The sequence below is a fragment of the Bacillus sp. Bos-x628 genome (assembly GCF_040500475.1).
Taxonomy (GTDB): Bacteria; Bacillota; Bacilli; order Bacillales; family Bacillaceae; genus Bacillus; species Bacillus maqinnsis.
On the sequence record NZ_CP159358.1, the window covers coordinates 1117060 to 1136234 of the forward strand.

The 19175-nt window shown below is 42.1% G+C and carries 19 protein-coding genes; 2 read left to right on the plus strand and 17 right to left on the minus strand.

Annotation, left to right across the window (positions count from 1 at the left end):
• Positions 1 to 4: 4 nt before the first annotated feature.
• From ABVJ71_RS05835 to proG, 9 genes are all read right to left on the minus strand, one after another.
• Positions 5 to 901, minus strand: coding sequence for a C40 family peptidase (locus ABVJ71_RS05835; RefSeq protein WP_353856579.1), 897 nt, complete (start codon positions 899 to 901; stop codon positions 5 to 7).
• Positions 901 to 1980, minus strand: coding sequence for a dipeptide epimerase (locus ABVJ71_RS05840; protein WP_353856040.1), 1080 nt, complete (start codon positions 1978 to 1980; stop codon positions 901 to 903). Before ABVJ71_RS05840 ends, ABVJ71_RS05835 begins: the two co-directional genes overlap by 1 nt.
• Positions 1977 to 2918, minus strand: a complete 942-nt coding sequence (locus ABVJ71_RS05845; RefSeq protein WP_353856041.1) for an LD-carboxypeptidase — start codon at positions 2916 to 2918, stop codon at positions 1977 to 1979. Before ABVJ71_RS05845 ends, ABVJ71_RS05840 begins: the two co-directional genes overlap by 4 nt.
• A gap of 117 nt (positions 2919 to 3035) precedes the next feature.
• Complete coding sequence (locus tag ABVJ71_RS05850) at positions 3036 to 4652, minus strand: peptide ABC transporter substrate-binding protein (RefSeq protein ID WP_353856042.1); 1617 nt, start codon at positions 4650 to 4652, stop codon at positions 3036 to 3038.
• On the minus strand, positions 4649 to 5662 hold the full coding sequence (locus tag ABVJ71_RS05855) for an ABC transporter ATP-binding protein (RefSeq protein ID WP_353856043.1): 1014 nt from the start codon (positions 5660 to 5662) through the stop codon (positions 4649 to 4651). The genes ABVJ71_RS05850 and ABVJ71_RS05855 overlap by 4 nt, the downstream gene beginning before the upstream one ends.
• A 7-nt stretch (positions 5663 to 5669) precedes the next feature.
• Positions 5670 to 6632 (minus strand): ABC transporter permease, encoded by a 963-nt coding sequence (locus ABVJ71_RS05860; protein ID WP_353856044.1) that lies wholly within the window; start codon positions 6630 to 6632, stop codon positions 5670 to 5672.
• A complete protein-coding gene (locus ABVJ71_RS05865) occupies positions 6629 to 7564 on the minus strand; it encodes an ABC transporter permease (protein WP_353856045.1) in 936 nt (311 codons plus the stop codon). The genes ABVJ71_RS05860 and ABVJ71_RS05865 overlap by 4 nt, the downstream gene beginning before the upstream one ends.
• Before the next feature lie 17 nt (positions 7565 to 7581).
• Positions 7582 to 8406: a M55 family metallopeptidase gene (locus ABVJ71_RS05870; protein ID WP_353856046.1), complete on the minus strand. Its 825-nt coding sequence runs from the start codon at positions 8404 to 8406 to the stop codon at positions 7582 to 7584.
• Positions 8407 to 8595: 189 nt separating this feature from the next.
• Positions 8596 to 9420 carry a pyrroline-5-carboxylate reductase ProG gene (gene proG / locus ABVJ71_RS05875; RefSeq protein WP_353856047.1) on the minus strand — a complete coding sequence of 275 codons (825 nt, stop codon included), beginning with the start codon at positions 9418 to 9420 and terminating at the stop codon, positions 8596 to 8598.
• 164 nt (positions 9421 to 9584) lie between these two features.
• Between proG and ABVJ71_RS05880 the strand changes: the two genes are divergently transcribed.
• Positions 9585 to 10904, plus strand: coding sequence for a trypsin-like peptidase domain-containing protein (locus ABVJ71_RS05880; RefSeq protein ID WP_353856048.1), 1320 nt, complete (start codon positions 9585 to 9587; stop codon positions 10902 to 10904).
• Between the two features lie 185 nt (positions 10905 to 11089).
• Here ABVJ71_RS05880 and ABVJ71_RS05885 read toward each other — a convergent pair whose 3' ends face one another.
• Positions 11090 to 12040, minus strand: coding sequence for a ring-cleaving dioxygenase (locus ABVJ71_RS05885; RefSeq protein ID WP_353856049.1), 951 nt, complete (start codon positions 12038 to 12040; stop codon positions 11090 to 11092).
• Between the two features lie 325 nt (positions 12041 to 12365).
• Here ABVJ71_RS05885 and ABVJ71_RS05890 point away from each other — a divergent pair, with 325 nt between their 5' ends.
• Positions 12366 to 13691 (plus strand): amino acid permease, encoded by a 1326-nt coding sequence (locus ABVJ71_RS05890; RefSeq protein ID WP_353856050.1) that lies wholly within the window; start codon positions 12366 to 12368, stop codon positions 13689 to 13691.
• Positions 13692 to 13703: 12 nt separating this feature from the next.
• Here the strand turns inward: ABVJ71_RS05890 and ABVJ71_RS05895 are convergent, their stop codons facing one another.
• The 7 genes from ABVJ71_RS05895 to ABVJ71_RS05925 form a co-directional block, all read right to left on the minus strand.
• The gene (locus tag ABVJ71_RS05895) at positions 13704 to 14033 is read right to left on the minus strand and encodes a bh protein (protein ID WP_353856051.1); all 330 of its coding nucleotides are present in this window, start codon (positions 14031 to 14033) and stop codon (positions 13704 to 13706) included.
• A gap of 63 nt (positions 14034 to 14096) precedes the next feature.
• Positions 14097 to 15053: a sugar-binding transcriptional regulator gene (locus tag ABVJ71_RS05900; RefSeq protein ID WP_353856052.1), complete on the minus strand. Its 957-nt coding sequence runs from the start codon at positions 15051 to 15053 to the stop codon at positions 14097 to 14099.
• A gap of 110 nt (positions 15054 to 15163) precedes the next feature.
• A complete protein-coding gene (locus tag ABVJ71_RS05905; protein WP_353856053.1) occupies positions 15164 to 15310 on the minus strand; it encodes a hypothetical protein in 147 nt (48 codons plus the stop codon).
• The gene (locus tag ABVJ71_RS05910) at positions 15303 to 15440 is read right to left on the minus strand and encodes a hypothetical protein (RefSeq protein ID WP_353856054.1); all 138 of its coding nucleotides are present in this window, start codon (positions 15438 to 15440) and stop codon (positions 15303 to 15305) included. The genes ABVJ71_RS05905 and ABVJ71_RS05910 overlap by 8 nt, the downstream gene beginning before the upstream one ends.
• A gap of 29 nt (positions 15441 to 15469) precedes the next feature.
• Positions 15470 to 16852, minus strand: coding sequence for a dihydrolipoyl dehydrogenase (lpdA, locus tag ABVJ71_RS05915; protein WP_353856055.1), 1383 nt, complete (start codon positions 16850 to 16852; stop codon positions 15470 to 15472).
• A gap of 12 nt (positions 16853 to 16864) precedes the next feature.
• The gene (locus ABVJ71_RS05920) at positions 16865 to 18175 is read right to left on the minus strand and encodes a dihydrolipoamide acetyltransferase family protein (protein WP_353856056.1); all 1311 of its coding nucleotides are present in this window, start codon (positions 18173 to 18175) and stop codon (positions 16865 to 16867) included.
• A 17-nt stretch (positions 18176 to 18192) separates the two neighbouring features.
• Positions 18193 to 19173 carry an alpha-ketoacid dehydrogenase subunit beta gene (locus ABVJ71_RS05925; RefSeq protein ID WP_353856580.1) on the minus strand — a complete coding sequence of 327 codons (981 nt, stop codon included), beginning with the start codon at positions 19171 to 19173 and terminating at the stop codon, positions 18193 to 18195.
• Positions 19174 to 19175 lie beyond the last annotated feature (2 nt).

Here is a 19175-nt window from a genome sequence, read left to right on the forward strand (position 1 = left end):
TCCTTTAACTTGACAAATATCGGCGTGCGCCCGCCCACTCTTTTTCATACGAGGTGCCAGACAAAGAGAGAAGCTCAACTTGCTTGCCGGTTTTTGGCGAGTGAAGCATCAGACCATTCCCAGCATAAATCCCCACATGGCGAACGGTTCCCTTTCCATTCTCATTTGCAAAAAACATTAAATCACCTGGCTCTAATTGGTTTGATGACACAGACTTTCCTTTGTTCGCTTGATCGCTTGCGTCTCTCGGTAATAAATATCCATACGCTTTGTACATGCTGTAGGCAAAGCCGGAACAATCATAGCCAAATCCGCTCATCCCTCCCCATAAGTATGGAAGTCCGATAAATTGTCTACCAGTTTTTACGACATCCTCTCCGCTGACAGAGTGAAGGTTTGTTGAAACTGGACGTACATCCGCTTTTGCGATTTCTCTTATTCCAACTGGAGTGAGAACATGATAGCAATCTCTTGTTTCTTCGATAGGCGTTAGTTCTGTTAAAAAACTAATGTCCATATCAGCTCTTCCTTTTTCATATAAAACGGCTATTTTCTTACAGACAATCAACGTTTGAGGTGGTTCTTTTTCTTCTGATACTAGTTTCAATTGTTGAACAGGAATATAACCAGGATAGCCTTGCTCATGTTTTCGGCTCGGCTGCCCAGGAATCACTACTTTCATCCATCCGTCTATTTCCTCTAATCCAATCACACGTTCTCCTAACAGCACTTGCGTTTGGACTAGGTTCTCTTTACATAATGCCAACTTTTCTTCATAGGTTTGCTGGTCAATCCACTCTTTCATCTTAATGCGCTCTTGAAGAATTAACCTGTCCGATTGTCTTGGCGCTTGCGGCGTTGTCCATATATTGGCGACTGGAACGATTGACTCATAGATCATCATTGGATTCCTTTCACTCCTTTAATGCCTAACCCATGATGTGGCGGGAAGGAAATATTTTTTCCTTGATACACGATACCTCCGTCTATCAAATCCTCCGTCAGCATAAGAGGGGCATCAAAGTCATAACGGGTGATATTCGGCTGGCTGGCGGCAAAATGAGCGGCAGCTGTTATGCCAAGTTTTGTCTCTATCATACTGCCAACCATGCACTTTACTCCGTATACTTCTGCTAAACTATTGATTTTAAGTGCTTCTTTTATCCCGCCTGATTTCATCAGTTTTAAATTGATGACATCACAGCTTCTTGCTTCAAGTACCTTGATTGCGTCATTAAATCGAAAAATGCTTTCATCCGCCATGATCAATGTCTCTGTTGCTTCAGTTACCCGGCGCAAGCCTTCAATGTCTTCTTTATGCACAGGCTGCTCTACTAATTCAATATTCAGCTCCTCCATTTTCCGTATGGCAACAATTGCTTCTTTCCACGTCCAGCCTTGGTTTGCGTCAAGCCTAATATCAATGTCTGGTCCGACTTTTTCCCGAATTCGTTTGATGCGCTGAATATCGGTGTCTATGTCATCTTTTCCTACTTTTACCTTTAAGGTACGAAAGCCTTCAGACACATATTGCTTTGCATCTTCCGCCATTTCTAACGGACGATTCACACTGACGGTGAAATCCGTTTCAAGCTGACTGCGATATCCACCAAGGTATTGATAAAGCGGGAGCCCTGCCTGCTTTGATAAACCATCATAAATGGCCATATCAATGGCAGCCTTTGCACTCGTGTTTCCAACGAGCAAGCGTTCTATTTTTGAAAAAATCTGTTCATAATGCATCAGGGATTCGCCAATTAAAATTGGTTTGATCACCTCACAGATGGCATATTCAATACTCCCTAGCGTTTCGCCTGTAATAACCGTTGTTGGCACTGCCTCTCCATAGCTTCTTTCGCCTTGATCATATGTGATGCTCACAATAATTGATGTTGCATCATAAACCGTTCTCAAAGCGGTTTTGAAAGGTTTTTTAAGCGGTACAGTCGTTCTGAATGTACGAACATCAACGATTTTCATTTGATCGCCTCTTTTGCTACGACCCCTGGAGAAATGCGCAACGCTTTTCCTGTCGCATCTAGTACAGCCTGCGTGCCAATTGGAATGGCGAAGTTTGGAGATGAATGACCGATCTGAAATCCGCCGAGGGCGGGTTTCTTTTGCGGAAGGAGATAGGTTTCCCATAAATGTTCTAATGTCAATGACTGTTCTTTCTTTTGCGGTTCACATTGATGAAAATCCCCAACAATGAATCCAGCCGCATCATCTAGTTTGCCAGCGGACTTTAGATGCTGCATCATTCGGTCAATTTTATACGGCTCCTCATCAATATCTTCAATTAACAGAAGTTTTCCTTTTATATCTATTTCAAACGGTGTGCCAAGTGTTGTCACAATGAGCGCAAGATTTCCTCCCATGATCTCCCCTGAGGCGGTTCCTTGATAGATGGTTTTAAGAGGAGATAGATGATTGGCATACGTAAAGGGCTTTGGCGTGAAAAGCTGTAAAAAGGTATCCTTCGTATACGGATGTACCTGCTCATCTCCCACATCAGATGAGAGCATCGGGCCATGAAAGGTAATCAAACCTGTCTGTTGATGTATCGCAATATGTAAAAAAGTAATATCACTATAGCCCCAGAAAATTTTCGGGTTCTTACGAATCAAGTCATAATTGATGGCTTCCGCAATTCTCCCAGTTCCATACCCCCCGCAAGCACAAAGAATGGCTTTCACTTTTGGGTCTTGAAACATGTCATGCAGATCTTCCACTCGTTCATAATCATGACCTGCTAAATAACCATAACGACGATGAATATGTTTTCCTTGCTTGACCTTCAGTCCAAGCCTTTCTAGAAAGGCTATGCCTTTTGCTAATTTCATTTCATCAGGCGGGCTTGCTGGTGCAATAATGCCCACCGTATCCCCTCTTTGAAGTGCCGCTGGATGCTGGTTCATGCCTGATCCCTTCCTTCTGCTTTGTTTCTTTCAATCTATGGGCATTTTCTCCATAACATGAACGAATAAATGAACAGACGCTTTTTTCAGAAAGCGTCCGTTCATCTCAATTTACTTTTAATCTACCTGTGCCCATTTTAATTCGATATACCCCACTGGATGACGAACGATTCCCTTCACCCCTTCTTTTTGAAGATATACTTGATTATAAAAATGAATTGGAATGATCGGCGCTTCCTCCATTAGCAATTTCTCTGCGTCATGCAAGATGCCACTTCTTTTTTGCTCATCAGCTTCTCGTCTCGCCTTTTTAATCATTTGGTCATACTTTTCGTTCGTCCATCCTGTCCGGTTCATGGCATTACCTGTTTGGAAGCTCTCTAGGAAATTGATCGGGTCGGCATAGTCTGCTAAAAATGAACTTTGCGAGAATTGGAATTTGAGAGCCTTTTGATCTTCTGCGAACACATTCGCTTCCATATTAGCAAGTTTGATGTCTACACCTAGAGTCTCTTTTAATTGTTGCTGAATGGCTTCTGCTTTTTTCTTATTCTCAGGCTTCGTGCTGTATGTTAATGTGACGGGCGGAAGCTTTGAATAGTTTTCTTCCTTTAGCCCTTTTTCCAACAGCTTAGCCGCTTCATCAGGATCATATGTCACAAGGTCTCCGCCAGCTTCTCTAAAATCTTCTCCATCTATGTCTAAAATGCCTGGCGACACGAAAGCACGTGCCGGTTTCTCACCATTTTTTGTCACATAATCAACAATATCTTGCGGGTTGATCGCCATTTGAAAGGCTTTGCGAATGTTTTTGTTTTGAAAGGGCTCCATATTAACATTCAAACGGTAAAAGAACAATCCTGCCTGATCCTCGATCTGTACATCTTTACTTTTCAGAAGGTCTTCACTTCGCTCTGCTGGTACAAAAGCAGTATCTAAATCTCCTGATTGAAACATTTGATAATCAGTATTTCGGTCACTGATCATCAGCCATTTCACTTGATCCAGTTTGACTTCTTGTTGATCCCAATACGTCTCACTTTTCTTCATGGTGAAGCTCTCATCATGCTTCCATTCCGTCAGCTTAAACGGTCCATTTCCAACAAATGTTTTGGCGTTCTTTGCCCAGTTCGGGTCCTTTTCAACCAGCTTCTGATTGACAGGGAAAAAGGCAGGGTTCGCAACAATGTTCAAGAAAGATTTCTGCGGGAACGCAAGTGTTACTTTCAGCGTTTTGTCATTGACAGCGCTGACTTTCACGTCTTCTTTCTTTCCTTTTCCGCTGTTAAATGCTTCGCCTCCATCAATCATATAAGCTAAAAACGCTGCGGAAGAACCTGTTTTAGGATCTAACAGACGTTTCCAAGCATATTCAAAGTCGCTTGCTAGTACGGGGTCACCATTAGACCACTTAATACCATCTCTTAAATGAAATGTGTATGTTTTCCCATCATCTGAGATCTCCCATTTTTCAGCCATCGCTGGAGATGGCTCATGTTTTTCATCTAATCTCGTTAAACCTTCCATTAAGTTATTTAGCCCTTGCCAAGATACATTATTAAAGCCGATTGGCGGATCAAACGAAGTAGGTTCATCTTCATTATTTAATGTTAAGACCTTTTCGCCACTCGTATTGCTAGCCGACCCTTTGCCAGCCTGCTCATTGGCTGTACATCCGACGAGCATGATCATAGACAGTAAAAATACACTCACAATCCATCCTCTTTTTATCATTTGAAACTCCCCCTTTGTGTTGAAGAAAAAACAACATGTTTCGCTCGTTCATCCTGCAGCCAGCAATGAACCGTATGTGTATGTGAACGTTCTGTTTCATGCGGCATGATATGATCACAAACTTCCATGGCATAAAGGCAACGTTCTGTATATGGACAGCCCTTCGGTGGAGCGAATAAGTCTGGCGGGCTTCCTTCGATGGGAATCAATTCATCTTTCATATCAAGCCTAGGAACAGATTGCAGCAACCCTTTTGTATAAGGATGCTGAGGGCTGTAAAAAATATCCCGCCTCGTTCCTATTTCTACTATTTTCCCGCCGTACATCACAGCCACTCGATCTGCCACTTGAGCAACCACACCTAAGTCATGTGTGATTAATATGATGGTGACACCTGTTTTTTTTTGAATGTCTTTAAATAGTTCTAAAATTTGCGCTTGAATGGTGACATCTAGTGCTGTTGTTGGTTCATCTGCAATGAGCACCTGCGGCTTACAAATGAGCGCCATCGCAATCATTAATCTTTGTCTCATCCCCCCGCTGAACTGATGCGGATATTGCTTCAATCGCTCAACCGGCTGCGGAATTCCAACTAATTCTAGCATCCGAATGGCTGCCTGTTTGACTTCTTTTTTCGTCAGCTTCTGATGTTCTTTTGCCGCCTCCATAAGCTGATCACCAATGGTCAGTGTCGGATTGAGTGCCGTCATAGGGTCTTGGAAGATCATAGAGATCTCTTCCCCCCGTATCGCCCTCATCTCTTTTTCAGATAAGGAAAGCAAATTTTGATTTTGAAACCAAATTTCTCCCTGATCTACACTGGCACTGTACTTCGGCAAAAGCTGCATGATACTTTGTGATGTTACACTTTTTCCGCACCCCGATTCCCCAACGATGGCCAGTGTCTCTTTTTCATACACATCAATATTCACCCCGCGTACCGCTTGTACAGAACCTCCATATGTCTGAAAGCTGACATGTAGATCTATGATTTGAAGGATTTTTTTCAAAGCGTGTTCACCTCTTCATCTTTGGATCAAGTGCATCTTGCAAGCCATCACCTAAACTATTGAAACAAAACATGGTCAACGAAATAAAAAATGCGGGGAAAAACAAACGCCACCAGTAATTGTTTTCCGATATGATAGTTGGAAGTGCATCATTTGCCATAACCCCCCAGCTTGCAAACGGTGCTTGAATACCTAACCCAAGAAAGCTTAAGAAAGCTTCGGCGAATATTGCCGTTGGTACAGTCAGCGTCATTTGAACAATAATGGGCCCCATCGTATTTGGCAGTAAGTTCCGGCGGATAATTCTAAGGCTTTTTGCGCCAAAGGTTTTAGATGCAAGCACGTATTCTTGGTTCTTCAACTGGAGAACCTGACCTCTGACAATCCTCGCCATTCCAATCCATCCTGTCACCGTCAGCGCAACGATAATGGTGAGAAGCCCCGGTCCCATGAGCACCATCAATAAAATGACGACTAATAAATAAGGTAAACCGTAGAGCACCTCGACGATACGCATCATGACATGATCGTATTGACCTCCTTTATAACCAGCGATTCCGCCATAAATGACCCCAATGGCAAAATCAATGAGCGCGGCCATCACTCCAACAAACAAAGAAATTCGCGCCCCATACCACGTGCGTGTGAATACATCTCGTCCTAGTTCATCTGTTCCAAACCAGTGAGTAGATGACGGTGGTAAGTTTTGCATTGAAAGACGTTGCTCCGTTACACCATCTGGCGCAATTAAGGGACCTGCTATCGCCATGATAAAAAGAAAGATCAGCACCGATAGACTAAACATGGCAAGTTTATTTTGCTTGAGCCTTCTCCAAGTGTCTGCCCAATAAGAAAGAGAAGGCCTTTTGATGGCATGGGCCCCGCCTTTCTTTTTGACTCTAGGAGAAAACCATTCGTCAGGCACTTCATGTGCTCGATTGGTCTGATCCTGCTGAAGGTTTATGCTCATGCCTTTCCTCCTTTCTGATGCAGTTGAATTCTTGGATCAAGCAGACTATAGGCCACATCTACAATAAAGAGCAGTATAATTAAGATCAGACTGTAGAAAACGGTGGTACCCATGATCACAGGATAATCACGGTTGTTAATACTTTCGACAAAGTATTTTCCCATCCCAGGAATGGCAAATATTTTTTCAATGACAAAACTCCCCGTTAAAATACTTGCTACAAGTGTTCCAAGAATGGTAATAACAGGTAATAGCGCGTTACGTAAGGCATGTTTGAACACAATTTTAAATGGTGATAATCCTTTTGCTTTTGCAGTGCGAATATAATCCTGCGTCAGCACCTCAATCATGCTCGATCTTGTTAATCGAGCAATGATCGCCATAGGACCGACAGCAAGAGCTGTCGTTGGGAGCACCATATGCATCGGGCTTGTCCACATTGCGGCAGGGAAAATGTGTATATTTACAGCTAGTTGCTGAATCAATAAGGTAGCAAAAATAAAGTTTGGAATAGATATACCAAAAACAGCGAAGGTCATGGCAATATAATCAATCAATCCATTATGCCGAAGGGCAGCAATAACCCCTAACAGGATACCGGAGATGACGGCAATCAAAATTGAAATAAGGCCAAGTTCTAATGATACTGGGAAACCTCTCGCCAATAGATCATTGACGCTTTCAGAAGGTTTTTTAATGGAAGGACCAAAATCAAAGGTAACGATCGATTTTAAATAGATGACATATTGAATGTAAAGTGGTTCGTCTAAGTGATAGTAGTTTTCGAGGTTTTGTTGGACGATTTCGTTTGTATTTCGTTCTTCATTGAAGGGCGATCCTGGGATGACCTTCATTAAAATAAACGTTAAAGTCGTAATGGTTAAAATCGTGGCAATCATTGCAATAAAGCGCCTGAGCAAAAAACTGGTCATCTACGTCTCCCCCTCGCTTAACAAAATGTTGTACGTGCGGCAAGCTCCGTCATGACAAGCATCGCTTGATAGGCTTCTAGTATATTATTCGCTTGATACGTTACCGTGGTTGTTCCTTCTTCGATGACAGTACCAGGCATTAAACTGGCCCATTCAGCTTGTCCATAATTGGCGAACTCGATCTTGAGCAGTGGATGATCAGGAGGCGTCAGCGGCTTCATAAGATGAATATGTTTCATGGCGGCTTCCACTTGTTGCGCAATGTGTTTGTGCACTTTCGCTGGTGTAAAGCATTTCACTGCTGATCTTGAGATGGTTTCTTTGACTGCGACTGTTTTTACGCCAGGCATCAGCTTTTCCGCTTCAAGAGCTGCTTGGTCGTCTCCGCATACAAGAATCACTGGAACACCATAGTATCCAGCCACATACGCATTAAAGCCCATCTCACCAATAGGATGATCATTTATGTAAAAATGCCTGACACCAAAAATCATACTGTGTGACATGACACCTTTCACAGATGCTCTTGCATGATAGCCTAAAAAAACAGCCGCATCATAGGTTTCATCTAGTCCTTGAACCATTGAATAAGGCTTCACATCGCCTGAGATAAGTAACGCTTCATCATGAAGCTCTTCAATTAAAAGGTTATTCATTTTGGAATGACTGTCATTGACCAAAATATCGGTTGCACCATTTTGAAAAAGAGCATCCACACATGCATTCACTTCAGCAGTCATCATCTTTCTGCCTCGCTCATAATTGTGCTGACGGCTATCAACAAATGTATGATCAGCTAGACCAGTAATTCCCTCCATATCGACAGATACATAAAGCTTCATCCCCATCCCCCTTAAATTAAATGAAAAATTTGTGTATATTTTTCTAAATTTTCTAAAAAATTATATGAGAACTTGATTGATTTTTCAATACAAATTCAGAAAATAAGGAAATTAGACTCATTTAATACAGGACAAAAGCAGAACGGAAAAAGGATGTTTTTAACAAATAAAACACCACTGACTATGTCTTTAGTGGTGTTTATCCGTTTTGTCAACTTGCGCCTTTAGGTGTTCATATTTGTTCAACGTTTGTGTAAATAAGTCATCGAACATGGCAGGTGCCTGCTGCTTAATGACAGCAGCGCCTTCTCCTGTAATCCCACCTTTTGTTGCAACTCTATCCACTGTTTCAGCGAATGTAAGCCCTCTTTCAACAAGCACTTGTCCTGTCCCTAAAAGAGCATATGTTAAGAATTCATACGCTTCGTCCAGTGATAAACGGCTGTTTCTCTCTGCCGCTTTTGCCATTTCTTCAAATATAGCGGCAATAAAGCCAGGAGATGAGCTTGTCAAATTACTCGCCGCATCAATCCGATCCTCTCCAATCTCCCTCACAATACTAAAAGCAGAAAGGAGGCGATGTAAGTGCTCTTGCTCCTTTTTACCCACTTTCTCACTATGGGCGACAAGTGACACACCCGTCCCAACGGCTGAAGTCAATGTTGGGATATACCGAGACACTGGTTGATCGGTATGTTTTTCCAATTTGTCTAACGTCACCGCCGCTGCCACTGACACAATATGTGTAGATGCCTTTGTCTGATTCAATTGATCAAGCACGTCAAGTACAGCAAGTGGAGGAACACAAATGAAAATCAAATCACATGAAGCCGCAAGTTGATCTATTGAACATCTCTTGATATCTTGATGATGTTGCGTTAGCTGTTTTAATCTCTCTGCTTCACGTCTTGTATGGATCATTAGTTGGCGAGCACTTAGCACACCTGCTTCCAGCCATTTTTGCACCATCATATCAGCCATACTTCCATATCCTACGATTCCTATTATACCCACGTTCTGTATCTCCTCTATCTTCATTGATTCACTACTTATTTTAACAATTTCCCACAATGTTTTCATTTTTATCCCACATTTTTTTCTTACGATAAAGTCAGTAGCCACCACACGGTAAAACCATACAACATACATGTAAAAACTCATGAAAGCGAGTGATAACGATGACAAATCACAAAGATGAAAAGCGTCCTACCTATGAATTGCAAACAGTCGAACAGCCGCAAAAGAAGAAAAGAAAACGTGCTGGATGGCTTAAGCCTTTCGCAAGCGGCATTGTCGGCGGAACGTTAGCGGTAGGTGTCTATGTTCTCACGCCCTATGCACATCACACAGAAGACAGCACAGCAAATGAATCATCAACGAAAACAGAAGCTGTTTCAACAAACCATTCTAGTTCCAATACATCCAAAACAACAGCCGTCCAAACATCGAATTCCACTAACATTTCGAATATGGTGGAAAATGTGTCCCCTGCTATTGTTGGGATTACAAACTATCAAAAACAAAGCGAAACTGACTCGAGCTTTGGAGATATCAATACACCTTTTGATGAATCTGAACAAAATCAAAATAATCGCAACCAAGAGGAAGAAACTGGTACAGGTTCTGGGGTCATTTTTAAGAAGTCTGGCAGTAAGGCATATGTTTTAACAAACAATCATGTCATTGAAGGCGCAAATAAACTAACTGTCTCCTTACATGATGGTACAACGGTGGACGGTAAACTTGTTGGTGCGGACCCACTGACTGACTTAGCGGTTGTGGAAATTAGCAGTGACAAAGTAACGAAGGTTGCTACTTTAGGGAACTCCTCTTCTCTACGAGTTGGAGAAACAGTCATTGCCATTGGCAACCCGCTTGGTGAAGATTTATCAAGAACGGTCACCCAAGGTATTGTCAGCGGTGTCGATCGAACTGTCTCCATGAACACATCCGCTGGAGAGAGCAGCATCAATGTCATTCAGACAGACGCTGCCATTAACCCCGGCAACAGCGGTGGTCCGCTTCTGACAACAGACGGAAAGGTTGTGGGGATCACAAGTATGAAAATATCTGAAACAGGTGTTGAAGGAATTGGTTTTGCCCTTCCGATTAATGATGTCAAACCGATTGCAGAACAGCTTCTATCGAAAGGAAAAATCGAACGACCATATCTCGGCATTAGCATGCTGGATCTTGAGCAGGTTCCAGATGTTTATCAGAAAGAAACACTTGGACTCACTAGCAGTCAGGTGGATAAAGGCGTATACGTAAAGGAAGTAGCCTCCGGTTCACCAGCCGCTAAAGCGGGCTTAAAAGCAGAGGATGTCATCATTGCCATTAATGGCGAAAAAGTAAAAACCGGCAGTGAATTGAGACACGCACTCTATACGAACGCTAAAGTGGGAGACACTGTTCAAATTACACTCGTTCGAAACGGAAAAAAAGATACGAAACAGGTGAAATTAACTGAAGTTGAATCAAAGCAAGTGACCTCCTAAATAGACAAAGGGCTAAAATAGTTTTTATTTTAGCCCTTTGTTATCTATTGAAAACCCTTGAAGTCTAGGAAGACCCGAGCAATATATGCGAATGAAACATTTGTGAGCACGAGCGCTTGCGATCTGACAACGAATGCGAGGGTTTGTCTACACGCTGAGCAGTTCATAGACATGAGCTGCTTTTTTTATGATTGAATAGGCGTTAATCGGTGTTCAATTTCTGATCGTCGATGCTCCAGAAATGGCGGAAGCGCTAAACGATTACCAAGCTCTTCAACGCCTTCATCTACTGTAAAACCAGGCCCATCTGTTGAAATTTCAAAAAGAATACCGTTCGGCTCTCTAAAGTAGAGCGCTTTGAAATAAAAGCGTTCAACGACACCAGAATTTGCAAAACCTGCTTTTGATATTTTGTCATGCCATTTTTCAAGCTCATCCGCATTCTTTACACGAAATGCGACGTGATGAACACTTCCTCTGCCAGAACGCTCTGACGGGCCGTCCGCTTTTTCAATGACGTGTATCTCAGTTCCAGCCCCGCCTTCTCCTGATTCATAAATGGTCATCATTCCATGACTTGTTTGTTCGCTCGCCTTATTCTTAAAACCAAGAATCTCTGTTAACACTCGGGTCGTTTCCTCTGCTCTTGCAACCGTCAGTTCTACAGGACCTAAACCTCTTATGGCAAACTCTGCTCTAATATCAGCATGTACTGGTGGTTCTCCAGCTTCATGTCCATTCGGCTCCACTGTTAAAAACATCTGTTGCCCTTCTGGATCTGTAAATAACAAGGCTGGTCTACCACCTCTTATGGATGTTTTTTCCTTTTTGACACCCTTTTCTTCAAAACGCTTTTCCCAAAATGCTAGTGCCTCCTCAGATGAGACGAGAAGCCCTGTGCGTGTAATGGCATTGGTCCCTTCCAAACGACGAGCCAGCATTGGAATTTCAAAGAATGTCAGCTCCGTTCCTGGGGAAGCCACTTCATCTCCATAAAACAGATGATACATAGAAGGATCGTCCTGATTGACTGTTTTTTTCACAAGTTTTAAACCAAGTATTTGACGATAGAAATTAACATTTTTCTGAGCATTTGCCGTTAGTGCAGATACATGGTGAATACCATTTATTTTCATTTTCTCACTCCTACTTTATTATCTCGAAATCAAGATAATATCCTTATGAATAAAATAGGCTATTTTTTTAAAAAAGTCAATCATTTGATTACACACACGCCTGATGTTCGGCTCTCATCCATATCATTAATATTTTATAAAAATAAACGATCATCGTTCGTGTTTAACATAATATTCACCCTTATATCTCCAATAATTGAACATTTACCATGTTAAATACGGAAATCAGAAAATTTTTTTAATTCTTGTTTTCACAAAATCATATTACAATGATGAAAATACATTTCACTGTAATGTATGAAAGTGATGCAGGAGGTCGTGTGTAATGAACAAAGAACAACCAGTATTAAAACAAGACATCGGCTTATTTTTTGCCCTTTCTCTTGTCATTGGGACGATCATTGGCTCAGGTGTTTTCATGAAACCAGGAAATGTCCTTTCTTATTCAGGAAGCTCCGAGATCGCATTATTCGCTTGGCTGCTAGGTGGCATTTTAACACTTGCGGGCGGGCTGACAGTCGCTGAAATCGGCACACAAATCCCGCGAACTGGCGGACTGTATGCCTATCTTGAAGAAGTGTACGGCGAATTTTGGGGTTATTTATGCGGCTGGGTCCAAATTATTATTTACGGTCCTGCCATTATTGGTGCTCTCGGTCTTTATTTTGGTTCCTTACTTGCTAATTTATTTTCTCTTTCTTCTTTATGGTCCACCACAATTGGCATCATAGCTGTTCTTTTTTTATGTATCATTAACATTGTGGGAACAAAATACGGCGGATTTGTACAAGGGTTAACCACTATTGGAAAGCTTGTTCCGATCGTAGCAATGATTGTGTTTGGTTTATGGAAAGGGAATGAACACATCTTTACGGCTGTCAATGAGAGCATTGCTCAAATGAACTTCGGCGCAGCGATTCTTGCTACTTTGTTTGCGTATGATGGCTGGATTTTGCTTGCAGCACTCGGAGGTGAGATGAAAAATCCGGAAAAATTGCTGCCTCGCGCAATGGCAGGAGGTATTTTAATTGTCACTGCATGCTATCTATTTATTAACGTGGCACTCCTGCACATTTTACCAGCCGATCAAATAGTCCAGCTTGGCGAAAATGCAACAAGTCATGCTGCTACTATGCTATTTGGTCCAATTGGTGGGAAAATTATTAGTATCGGCATCATCATTAGTATTTTTGGCTGCCTGAATGGAAAAGTTCTCTCATTTCCACGTGTCATTTTTGCAATGGCAGAACGAAAACAAATTCCGTTTGCACAAGCTATCTCACGTATTCACCCTACTTTTCAAACACCTTGGGTTGCTGTTTTTATTCAAATTTTGATTGCCATTATATTTATGATCGTCAGCAATCCGGAAAAGCTATCAGAGATTTCAATTTTCATGATTTATATTTTTTATGTGATGGCATTTTTTGCGGTATTTAAATTAAGAAAGCAACACATCGGGATCAAACGTGCTTATAGTGTTCCCCTTTATCCATTAACACCAATTGTCGCGATTATTGGTTCATTATTTGTATTAATTAGTACGATGATCACCGATTGGAAGAGCTGTCTTTTCTCGATGCTTATCGGACTAGCTGGACTGCCAATTTATTATGGTATGAAAAAAACACAAAATAAAGCAGAGCGCTAAATACGGCTCTGCTTATTTTTTATATTGTTTAATGACTTTATACGATTCGTTTAAATATCGCATGAGCCGGTACGGCTTACTTAGCACCCGAATTGGCAGTCTGGATAGAAAACCATTGAGGTTTGCTTTATATTCTTGTGTCATTCGTTTTGGCTTTGTGGCAATTTTTTCATATACTTCTTTATAAAATTCCTGCATGATGTCCACTTGAACGCTGATTTTTTGATGGCACTCTGTACACTCTACGCTTTTCATTTGATCATTCACATAAACGATGCTGTGGAGGGTCTCTTCTTGGCACCGAGTACAGTGTAGGTTTGCTTCCATTTCGGTCTTCTTCAAGATACACAGCTCCTTTCTCGTTTGATGTTGCTCTTTTCATACAATACGGTGGTCGTCAGCAGTTTATTGGACAGATGCTTCCTTTAAAATGGCTGCTGCAGTGAGTTCATCTGTCACCAGCACTTGGATGAAGCCCCCATTTAATGCACCTAATATACTTTCTGCTTTATGGGTTCCTTCCACAACGGCGATGACTTTTTTGACGCTCTTTAATTGTTCTAAGGAAAGTCCGATGACCTTTTGATTCAGTTCATCATGGACAGGACGACCTTTTCCATCAAAAAAACGAAAGCCAATATCACCAACAGCACCCGATTGTCGCAAACCTGATAAGTCCTCTTCCTTTAAATATCCGACTGTTTTTAATGTAGAGCCTTTATGCGGGTTTCCAATGCCGATTAGTGCAATATCAACATTTCTTCCTTCTTCTAGCACAGCTTCAATGTCCTGCATCGCCATGAGGCGTTCCTTTAATTCTTCTGTTTCTAAAATTGCAGGCGCATATAAATAGGAGCACGTACCATTCATTTTCTTTGCTAGCTCATATGCAAGCTGATTGGCATGAATGTCCACTGCCTGCCTGCCCATTCCACCTTCTAAAGGAATCACTTTGACATTGTTTCTTCGCTCGAATGGATATTCTTTCACAAGCTCTGCAAGCGTTGTTCCCCAGGAGATGCCAATTTTCTCAGCTCCTTTCATATTTTTGGACAGGTAATATGCCCCCGCCTGACCTACTGCCCGTTTCACCATTTCAGACATTGTTCCGACACTTGGAACAACGACAGCGTCTGTGAGCTGAAAGGTCGTTTCGAGTTGTTTTTCAAGCTCAACCGTATGAATACTTTCGTCCTTAATATACACTTCAACGATTCCAACATCCTTCGCTTTTTGAAGAAGCTTTGAAATAACCGGTCTTGAAACATTCAGCTTTTTCGCAATTTCCTGCTGCGTCCATCCGTCCGTATAATAAAGATGAGCAACCTTGACGAGCTGTCGTCTTTCTTCCCAATTCAGCATGTGACATCATCCTTTTAATATACTATGATTATCAGTATACCAAACATTCGTTTCTAATTGGAACAATTGCTATGAAAATGACAAAAAGAGCGTTGATCTCTCCGCTCTTTTTATTCGATATATTTCAGCTGATAGGTTCTCCCGCCATCTAACAGCAAAAACCTGTCTGGGCAAATACTTCCTTGCAAGATGTGTACAGCGGTTGTTTGATCTGCTTGATTCACCAAAATATCAATCTTGTCACAAGTATCAATCACTTGTCTCATCATGAAATGTGTGTATAACAACGTGTGCATCTGCCCGGTCTAATGCCAAGCAGATGGCTTCACCAAATCCTTCAGTGCTACCTGTAACAAGTGCCGCAATCTGATGAAGCTGGACGTGCACAAGGATTTTCTCCCCTTCACTTGTTAACATTATTTTCTTAGTTTACTGACGATATGAAGTGCTGCTTCATAAAACCCTTCTGAGATTGTTGGATGCGGATGGATCATTTTGGCCATTTCTTCTGCTGTTCCTTCTAAATACATAAATGAGGAAGCTTCAGAAATCATTTCCGTCACGTGCGGGCCAACCATTGTGGCTCCAATCACTTCTCCGTATTTCGTGTCACATACTAATTTCATAAAGCCGGTCGCTTCACCTGCTGCCAAAGCTTTTCCGCTTGCTGTTAAATCGAAGCGCTCTGTTTGGAAAGAAAGACCTTTTGCTTTCGCCTCTTTTTCAGTAAGCCCTATACTCGCCACCTCTGGTAATGTATAAATACAGCGTGGAACGATATGCGCATTCATTTTTTCATGGTCGCCGCATATATTGCTGACTGCAACGGCTGCCTCTGCCATCGCTGCATGGGCTAGCTGATAACCGCCTGCAACATCTCCGACTGCATATACACCTTCAGCACTTGTTTCCATTCGCTCATTTACTTTGATAAAGGGGCCTTCTAGCTCAAGATCTAGCTTGATCGCTGCTGATAAACGAGGCTTTCTTCCTACACAAACGAGCAATCTTTCAGCCGTAAAGATATGCGTTTCACCTTTGTCATCTTTTGCATGTACCGTTTTAATCCCTTCGTTTTCTGTGACTTCTGTAACGGTTGTTTTTTTAGCGATATGAATCCCTTTTTTCTTCAATTCTTTCTCTAATAGCTTTGATGCTTCTTCATCTTCTTGCGGAATAATCGAAGGAGCCGCCTCAATAATGGTGACTTTAGATTGCAAACTATGGAAAATACATGCTAGTTCAAGACCAATCACGCCTCCGCCAATAATAACAACAGATGCAGGGATATCTGGAATGTCAAAGATCGTATCACTTGTATCGAATTGAACCTCATGTAATCCTAAAATGGGAGGAATCGCAGGTGATGAACCCGTTGCAATGATTAACTGCTTTGTTTCAATCGAATCTGTTCCATCTTGTTTTTCAATGTCAATGCGATGTTTCGTAACTGCTGTTCCTCTTCCTTCATACACATCAATTTTTCCTTGTTTTAGTAAAAAAGCAATGCCTCCTCTTAGCTTTTCAATGACGTCATCTTTACGCTTTCTCATTTTATCGAAGGAAAGAACCATTTCTCCTGTTTCGATCCCCCAGCTTTTCGCCTTTTCAATCGATTCAATTACTTCAGCATGTTTTAGCAATGTCTTGGAAGGGATACAGCCTCGATTTAGACAAGTGCCGCCTAAAAAGCTCTCTTCAATCAAGGCGACCTTTCGTCCGCGTTCAGCTGCTTGAAGGGCAGCCGTATATCCACCTGGTCCTCCGCCAATGACAGTTAAATCATAAGTTTTCATCATCCGATTCATCTCCTACATTAGCAATTCAAATGGTTGTTCAAGCACTTGCTTTACATCTGTTAAAAAGGCCGCCGCTGGTGCACCGTCAACAACACGGTGGTCAAACGATAAGCTCACGCCCATCATTGGTCTTACATGAATTTCACCATCTACCACAACAGGCTTTTCTTGAATACGTCCAACACCTAAGATAGCGACTTCTGGCTGATGAATAATGGGAGTAAAGGTATCGATTGCATACATGCCTAGATTACTAATTGTAAAAGTTGAACCTTTTAGCTGATCTGGTAAAAGCTTTTGATCACGTGCGCTTTTGCCAATTTCTTTTGCTTCTTTTGTCAGTTGTGCTAACCCTTTTTGATCAGCATGTGAAATGACTGGAACCATAAGACCGTCTTTCACTGCGACAGCAAGACCAATGTGTACATTTTCATGGAAATGAAGCTCATTTTGTTCAAACGTCATATTGATTTGAGGGTGACGCGTTAACACTTTGCTGACAGCGTGAATGATGATTTCTGTAAACGATAATCTGTACCCTGTCTCTTTTTCAATAGCCGGCAATAGCTGCTTGCGAATTTCCTTCGCTTTGGTCATATCGATTTCGCTCGTTAATGTGACATGAGGCGCTGTAAAAGCACTTTGTGACATACGATCTGCTATGACTTTTCTCATACCTGCAAGCTTTTGGGTTTTTACTGCAGATTCTGTATGAGCCGTTACTGCTTTCACATCGTCTTTCGTAATTTTTCCATAAGCGCCAGTGCCTGAGACATTGGCTAAATCAATTCCTTCATCGGCAGCCATTTTTTTGGCAAGTGGAGAGACTCGCTGGCCTTTCTCCCCTTTGCTCACTAAGCCCTCGACATCTCGCTTTTGAACTCTGCCTTTTGGTCCAGTGCCAGATACCTCATGAATCGCAACATGATGATCTTTTGCTAACTTTCTTGCTGCCGGCGTAGCACGCACGTTTACACCAGAAGTTGTCTCAATATCTGTAGATGGATCAGGTTCTTGTGGTGTTGCGATGCCTTCTGATAACTCCTCATCAGACTGTGCAGGCGGCGTTTCTGGTACTTGTTCAGAAGCCGTCCCAATATATCCAATGACTGCGTTTACTGGAATTTGATCATCTGCTTCATAATATTTCTTTAGCAATACGCCATCGTCATAGGCTTCAACCTCGATATTGATCTTATCTGTCATTATTTCAAAAAGAGGCTCGCCGATTTCAACCGAATCCCCCTCTTCTTTAAACCATTGAAGTAAGGTGCCGACTTCCATCGTACTGCTTAGCTTCGGCATAAATATCTCTTTTGGCATGATCTTCTCCCCTTTATTTAAGAGCGCACGAGCTCTTTTGCTGCTTCAATAATATCTGGTACTTGCGGAATGACGGCTTTTTCTAATGTTGGATTGTAAGGAATCGGTACAGCAAGACCGCCAAGTCGTTTGATAGGTGCATCTAAGTAGTCGAAGGCTTCACTTTCAGCAATCATACTAGCAATCTCTCCACCATACCCGCCTCGTTTGACTGCCTCATGTACAACGATACATTTGCCTGTTTTCTTGACAGATTCGACAATAGTTTCTTCATCTAATGGAACCAATGTTCTCGGATCAATAATTTCAACATCAATGCCCTCTGCTTCTAATGCCTTCGCCGCTTCTAATGCCTTGTGCACCATAATCGCTGTTGCCACAATGGTGACGTCCTTTCCGCTTCTTTTCACATCAGCTTTTCCTAATGGGATTGAATATGGCTCTTCTGGCACTTCACCTACCGTTTTATATAACAGCTTGTGTTCATAGAAAATGACTGGGTTGTCATCGTCAATGGCCGCTTTCAATAGTCCTTTCGCATCATAAGCTGTCGAAGGCTGTACGACCTTTAATCCCGGAATATGAGCCATCCACGCTTCTAAACTTTGAGAGTGCTGTGCTGCTGCCCCAGTTCCAGAACCGGCTGGTGTTCTTACAACCAATGGCACCTTCCCTTTTCCACCAAACATGTACCGCGTTTTTGCTGCTTGGTTGACAAGTTGATCCATTGCAATTGTAATAAAGTCGGAGAATTGAAGTTCTAAAATCGGCCGCATCCCTGTCAGAGCAGCACCAACCGCACCCCCTGCGATGGCAGCCTCTGAAATTGGTGTATTGCGGACGCGCTCTGGACCAAATTCTTCAATCATTCCGCGCGTGACACCAAAAGCACCTCCATATACACCAATATCCTCACCTAAAATAAAGACATCTTGATTTTGTCGCATTTCCTGACTCATGGCTTCTCTGACGGCTTCTAAATATGACATCTCTCTCACTG

Excerpts from the sequence above, each read along its gene's own strand:
- ABVJ71_RS05835 (WP_353856579.1), bottom strand. The coding sequence starts at position 901 with ATGATCTATGAGTCAATCGTTCCAGTCGCCAATATATGGACAACGCCG.
- ABVJ71_RS05840 (WP_353856040.1), bottom strand. The coding sequence starts at position 1,980 with ATGAAAATCGTTGATGTTCGTACATTCAGAACGACTGTACCGCTTAAA.
- ABVJ71_RS05845 (WP_353856041.1), bottom strand. The coding sequence starts at position 2,918 with ATGAACCAGCATCCAGCGGCACTTCAAAGAGGGGATACGGTGGGCATT.
- ABVJ71_RS05850 (WP_353856042.1), bottom strand. The coding sequence starts at position 4,652 with ATGATAAAAAGAGGATGGATTGTGAGTGTATTTTTACTGTCTATGATC.
- ABVJ71_RS05860 (WP_353856044.1), bottom strand. The coding sequence starts at position 6,632 with ATGAGCATAAACCTTCAGCAGGATCAGACCAATCGAGCACATGAAGTG.
- ABVJ71_RS05865 (WP_353856045.1), bottom strand. The coding sequence starts at position 7,564 with ATGACCAGTTTTTTGCTCAGGCGCTTTATTGCAATGATTGCCACGATT.
- ABVJ71_RS05870 (WP_353856046.1), bottom strand. The coding sequence starts at position 8,406 with ATGAAGCTTTATGTATCTGTCGATATGGAGGGAATTACTGGTCTAGCT.
- ABVJ71_RS05880 (WP_353856048.1), top strand. The coding sequence starts at position 9,585 with ATGACAAATCACAAAGATGAAAAGCGTCCTACCTATGAATTGCAAACA.
- ABVJ71_RS05885 (WP_353856049.1), bottom strand. The coding sequence starts at position 12,040 with ATGAAAATAAATGGTATTCACCATGTATCTGCACTAACGGCAAATGCT.
- ABVJ71_RS05890 (WP_353856050.1), top strand. The coding sequence starts at position 12,366 with ATGAACAAAGAACAACCAGTATTAAAACAAGACATCGGCTTATTTTTT.
- ABVJ71_RS05900 (WP_353856052.1), bottom strand. The coding sequence starts at position 15,053 with ATGCTGAATTGGGAAGAAAGACGACAGCTCGTCAAGGTTGCTCATCTT.
- lpdA (WP_353856055.1), bottom strand. The coding sequence starts at position 16,852 with ATGATGAAAACTTATGATTTAACTGTCATTGGCGGAGGACCAGGTGGA.
- ABVJ71_RS05920 (WP_353856056.1), bottom strand. The coding sequence starts at position 18,175 with ATGCCAAAAGAGATATTTATGCCGAAGCTAAGCAGTACGATGGAAGTC.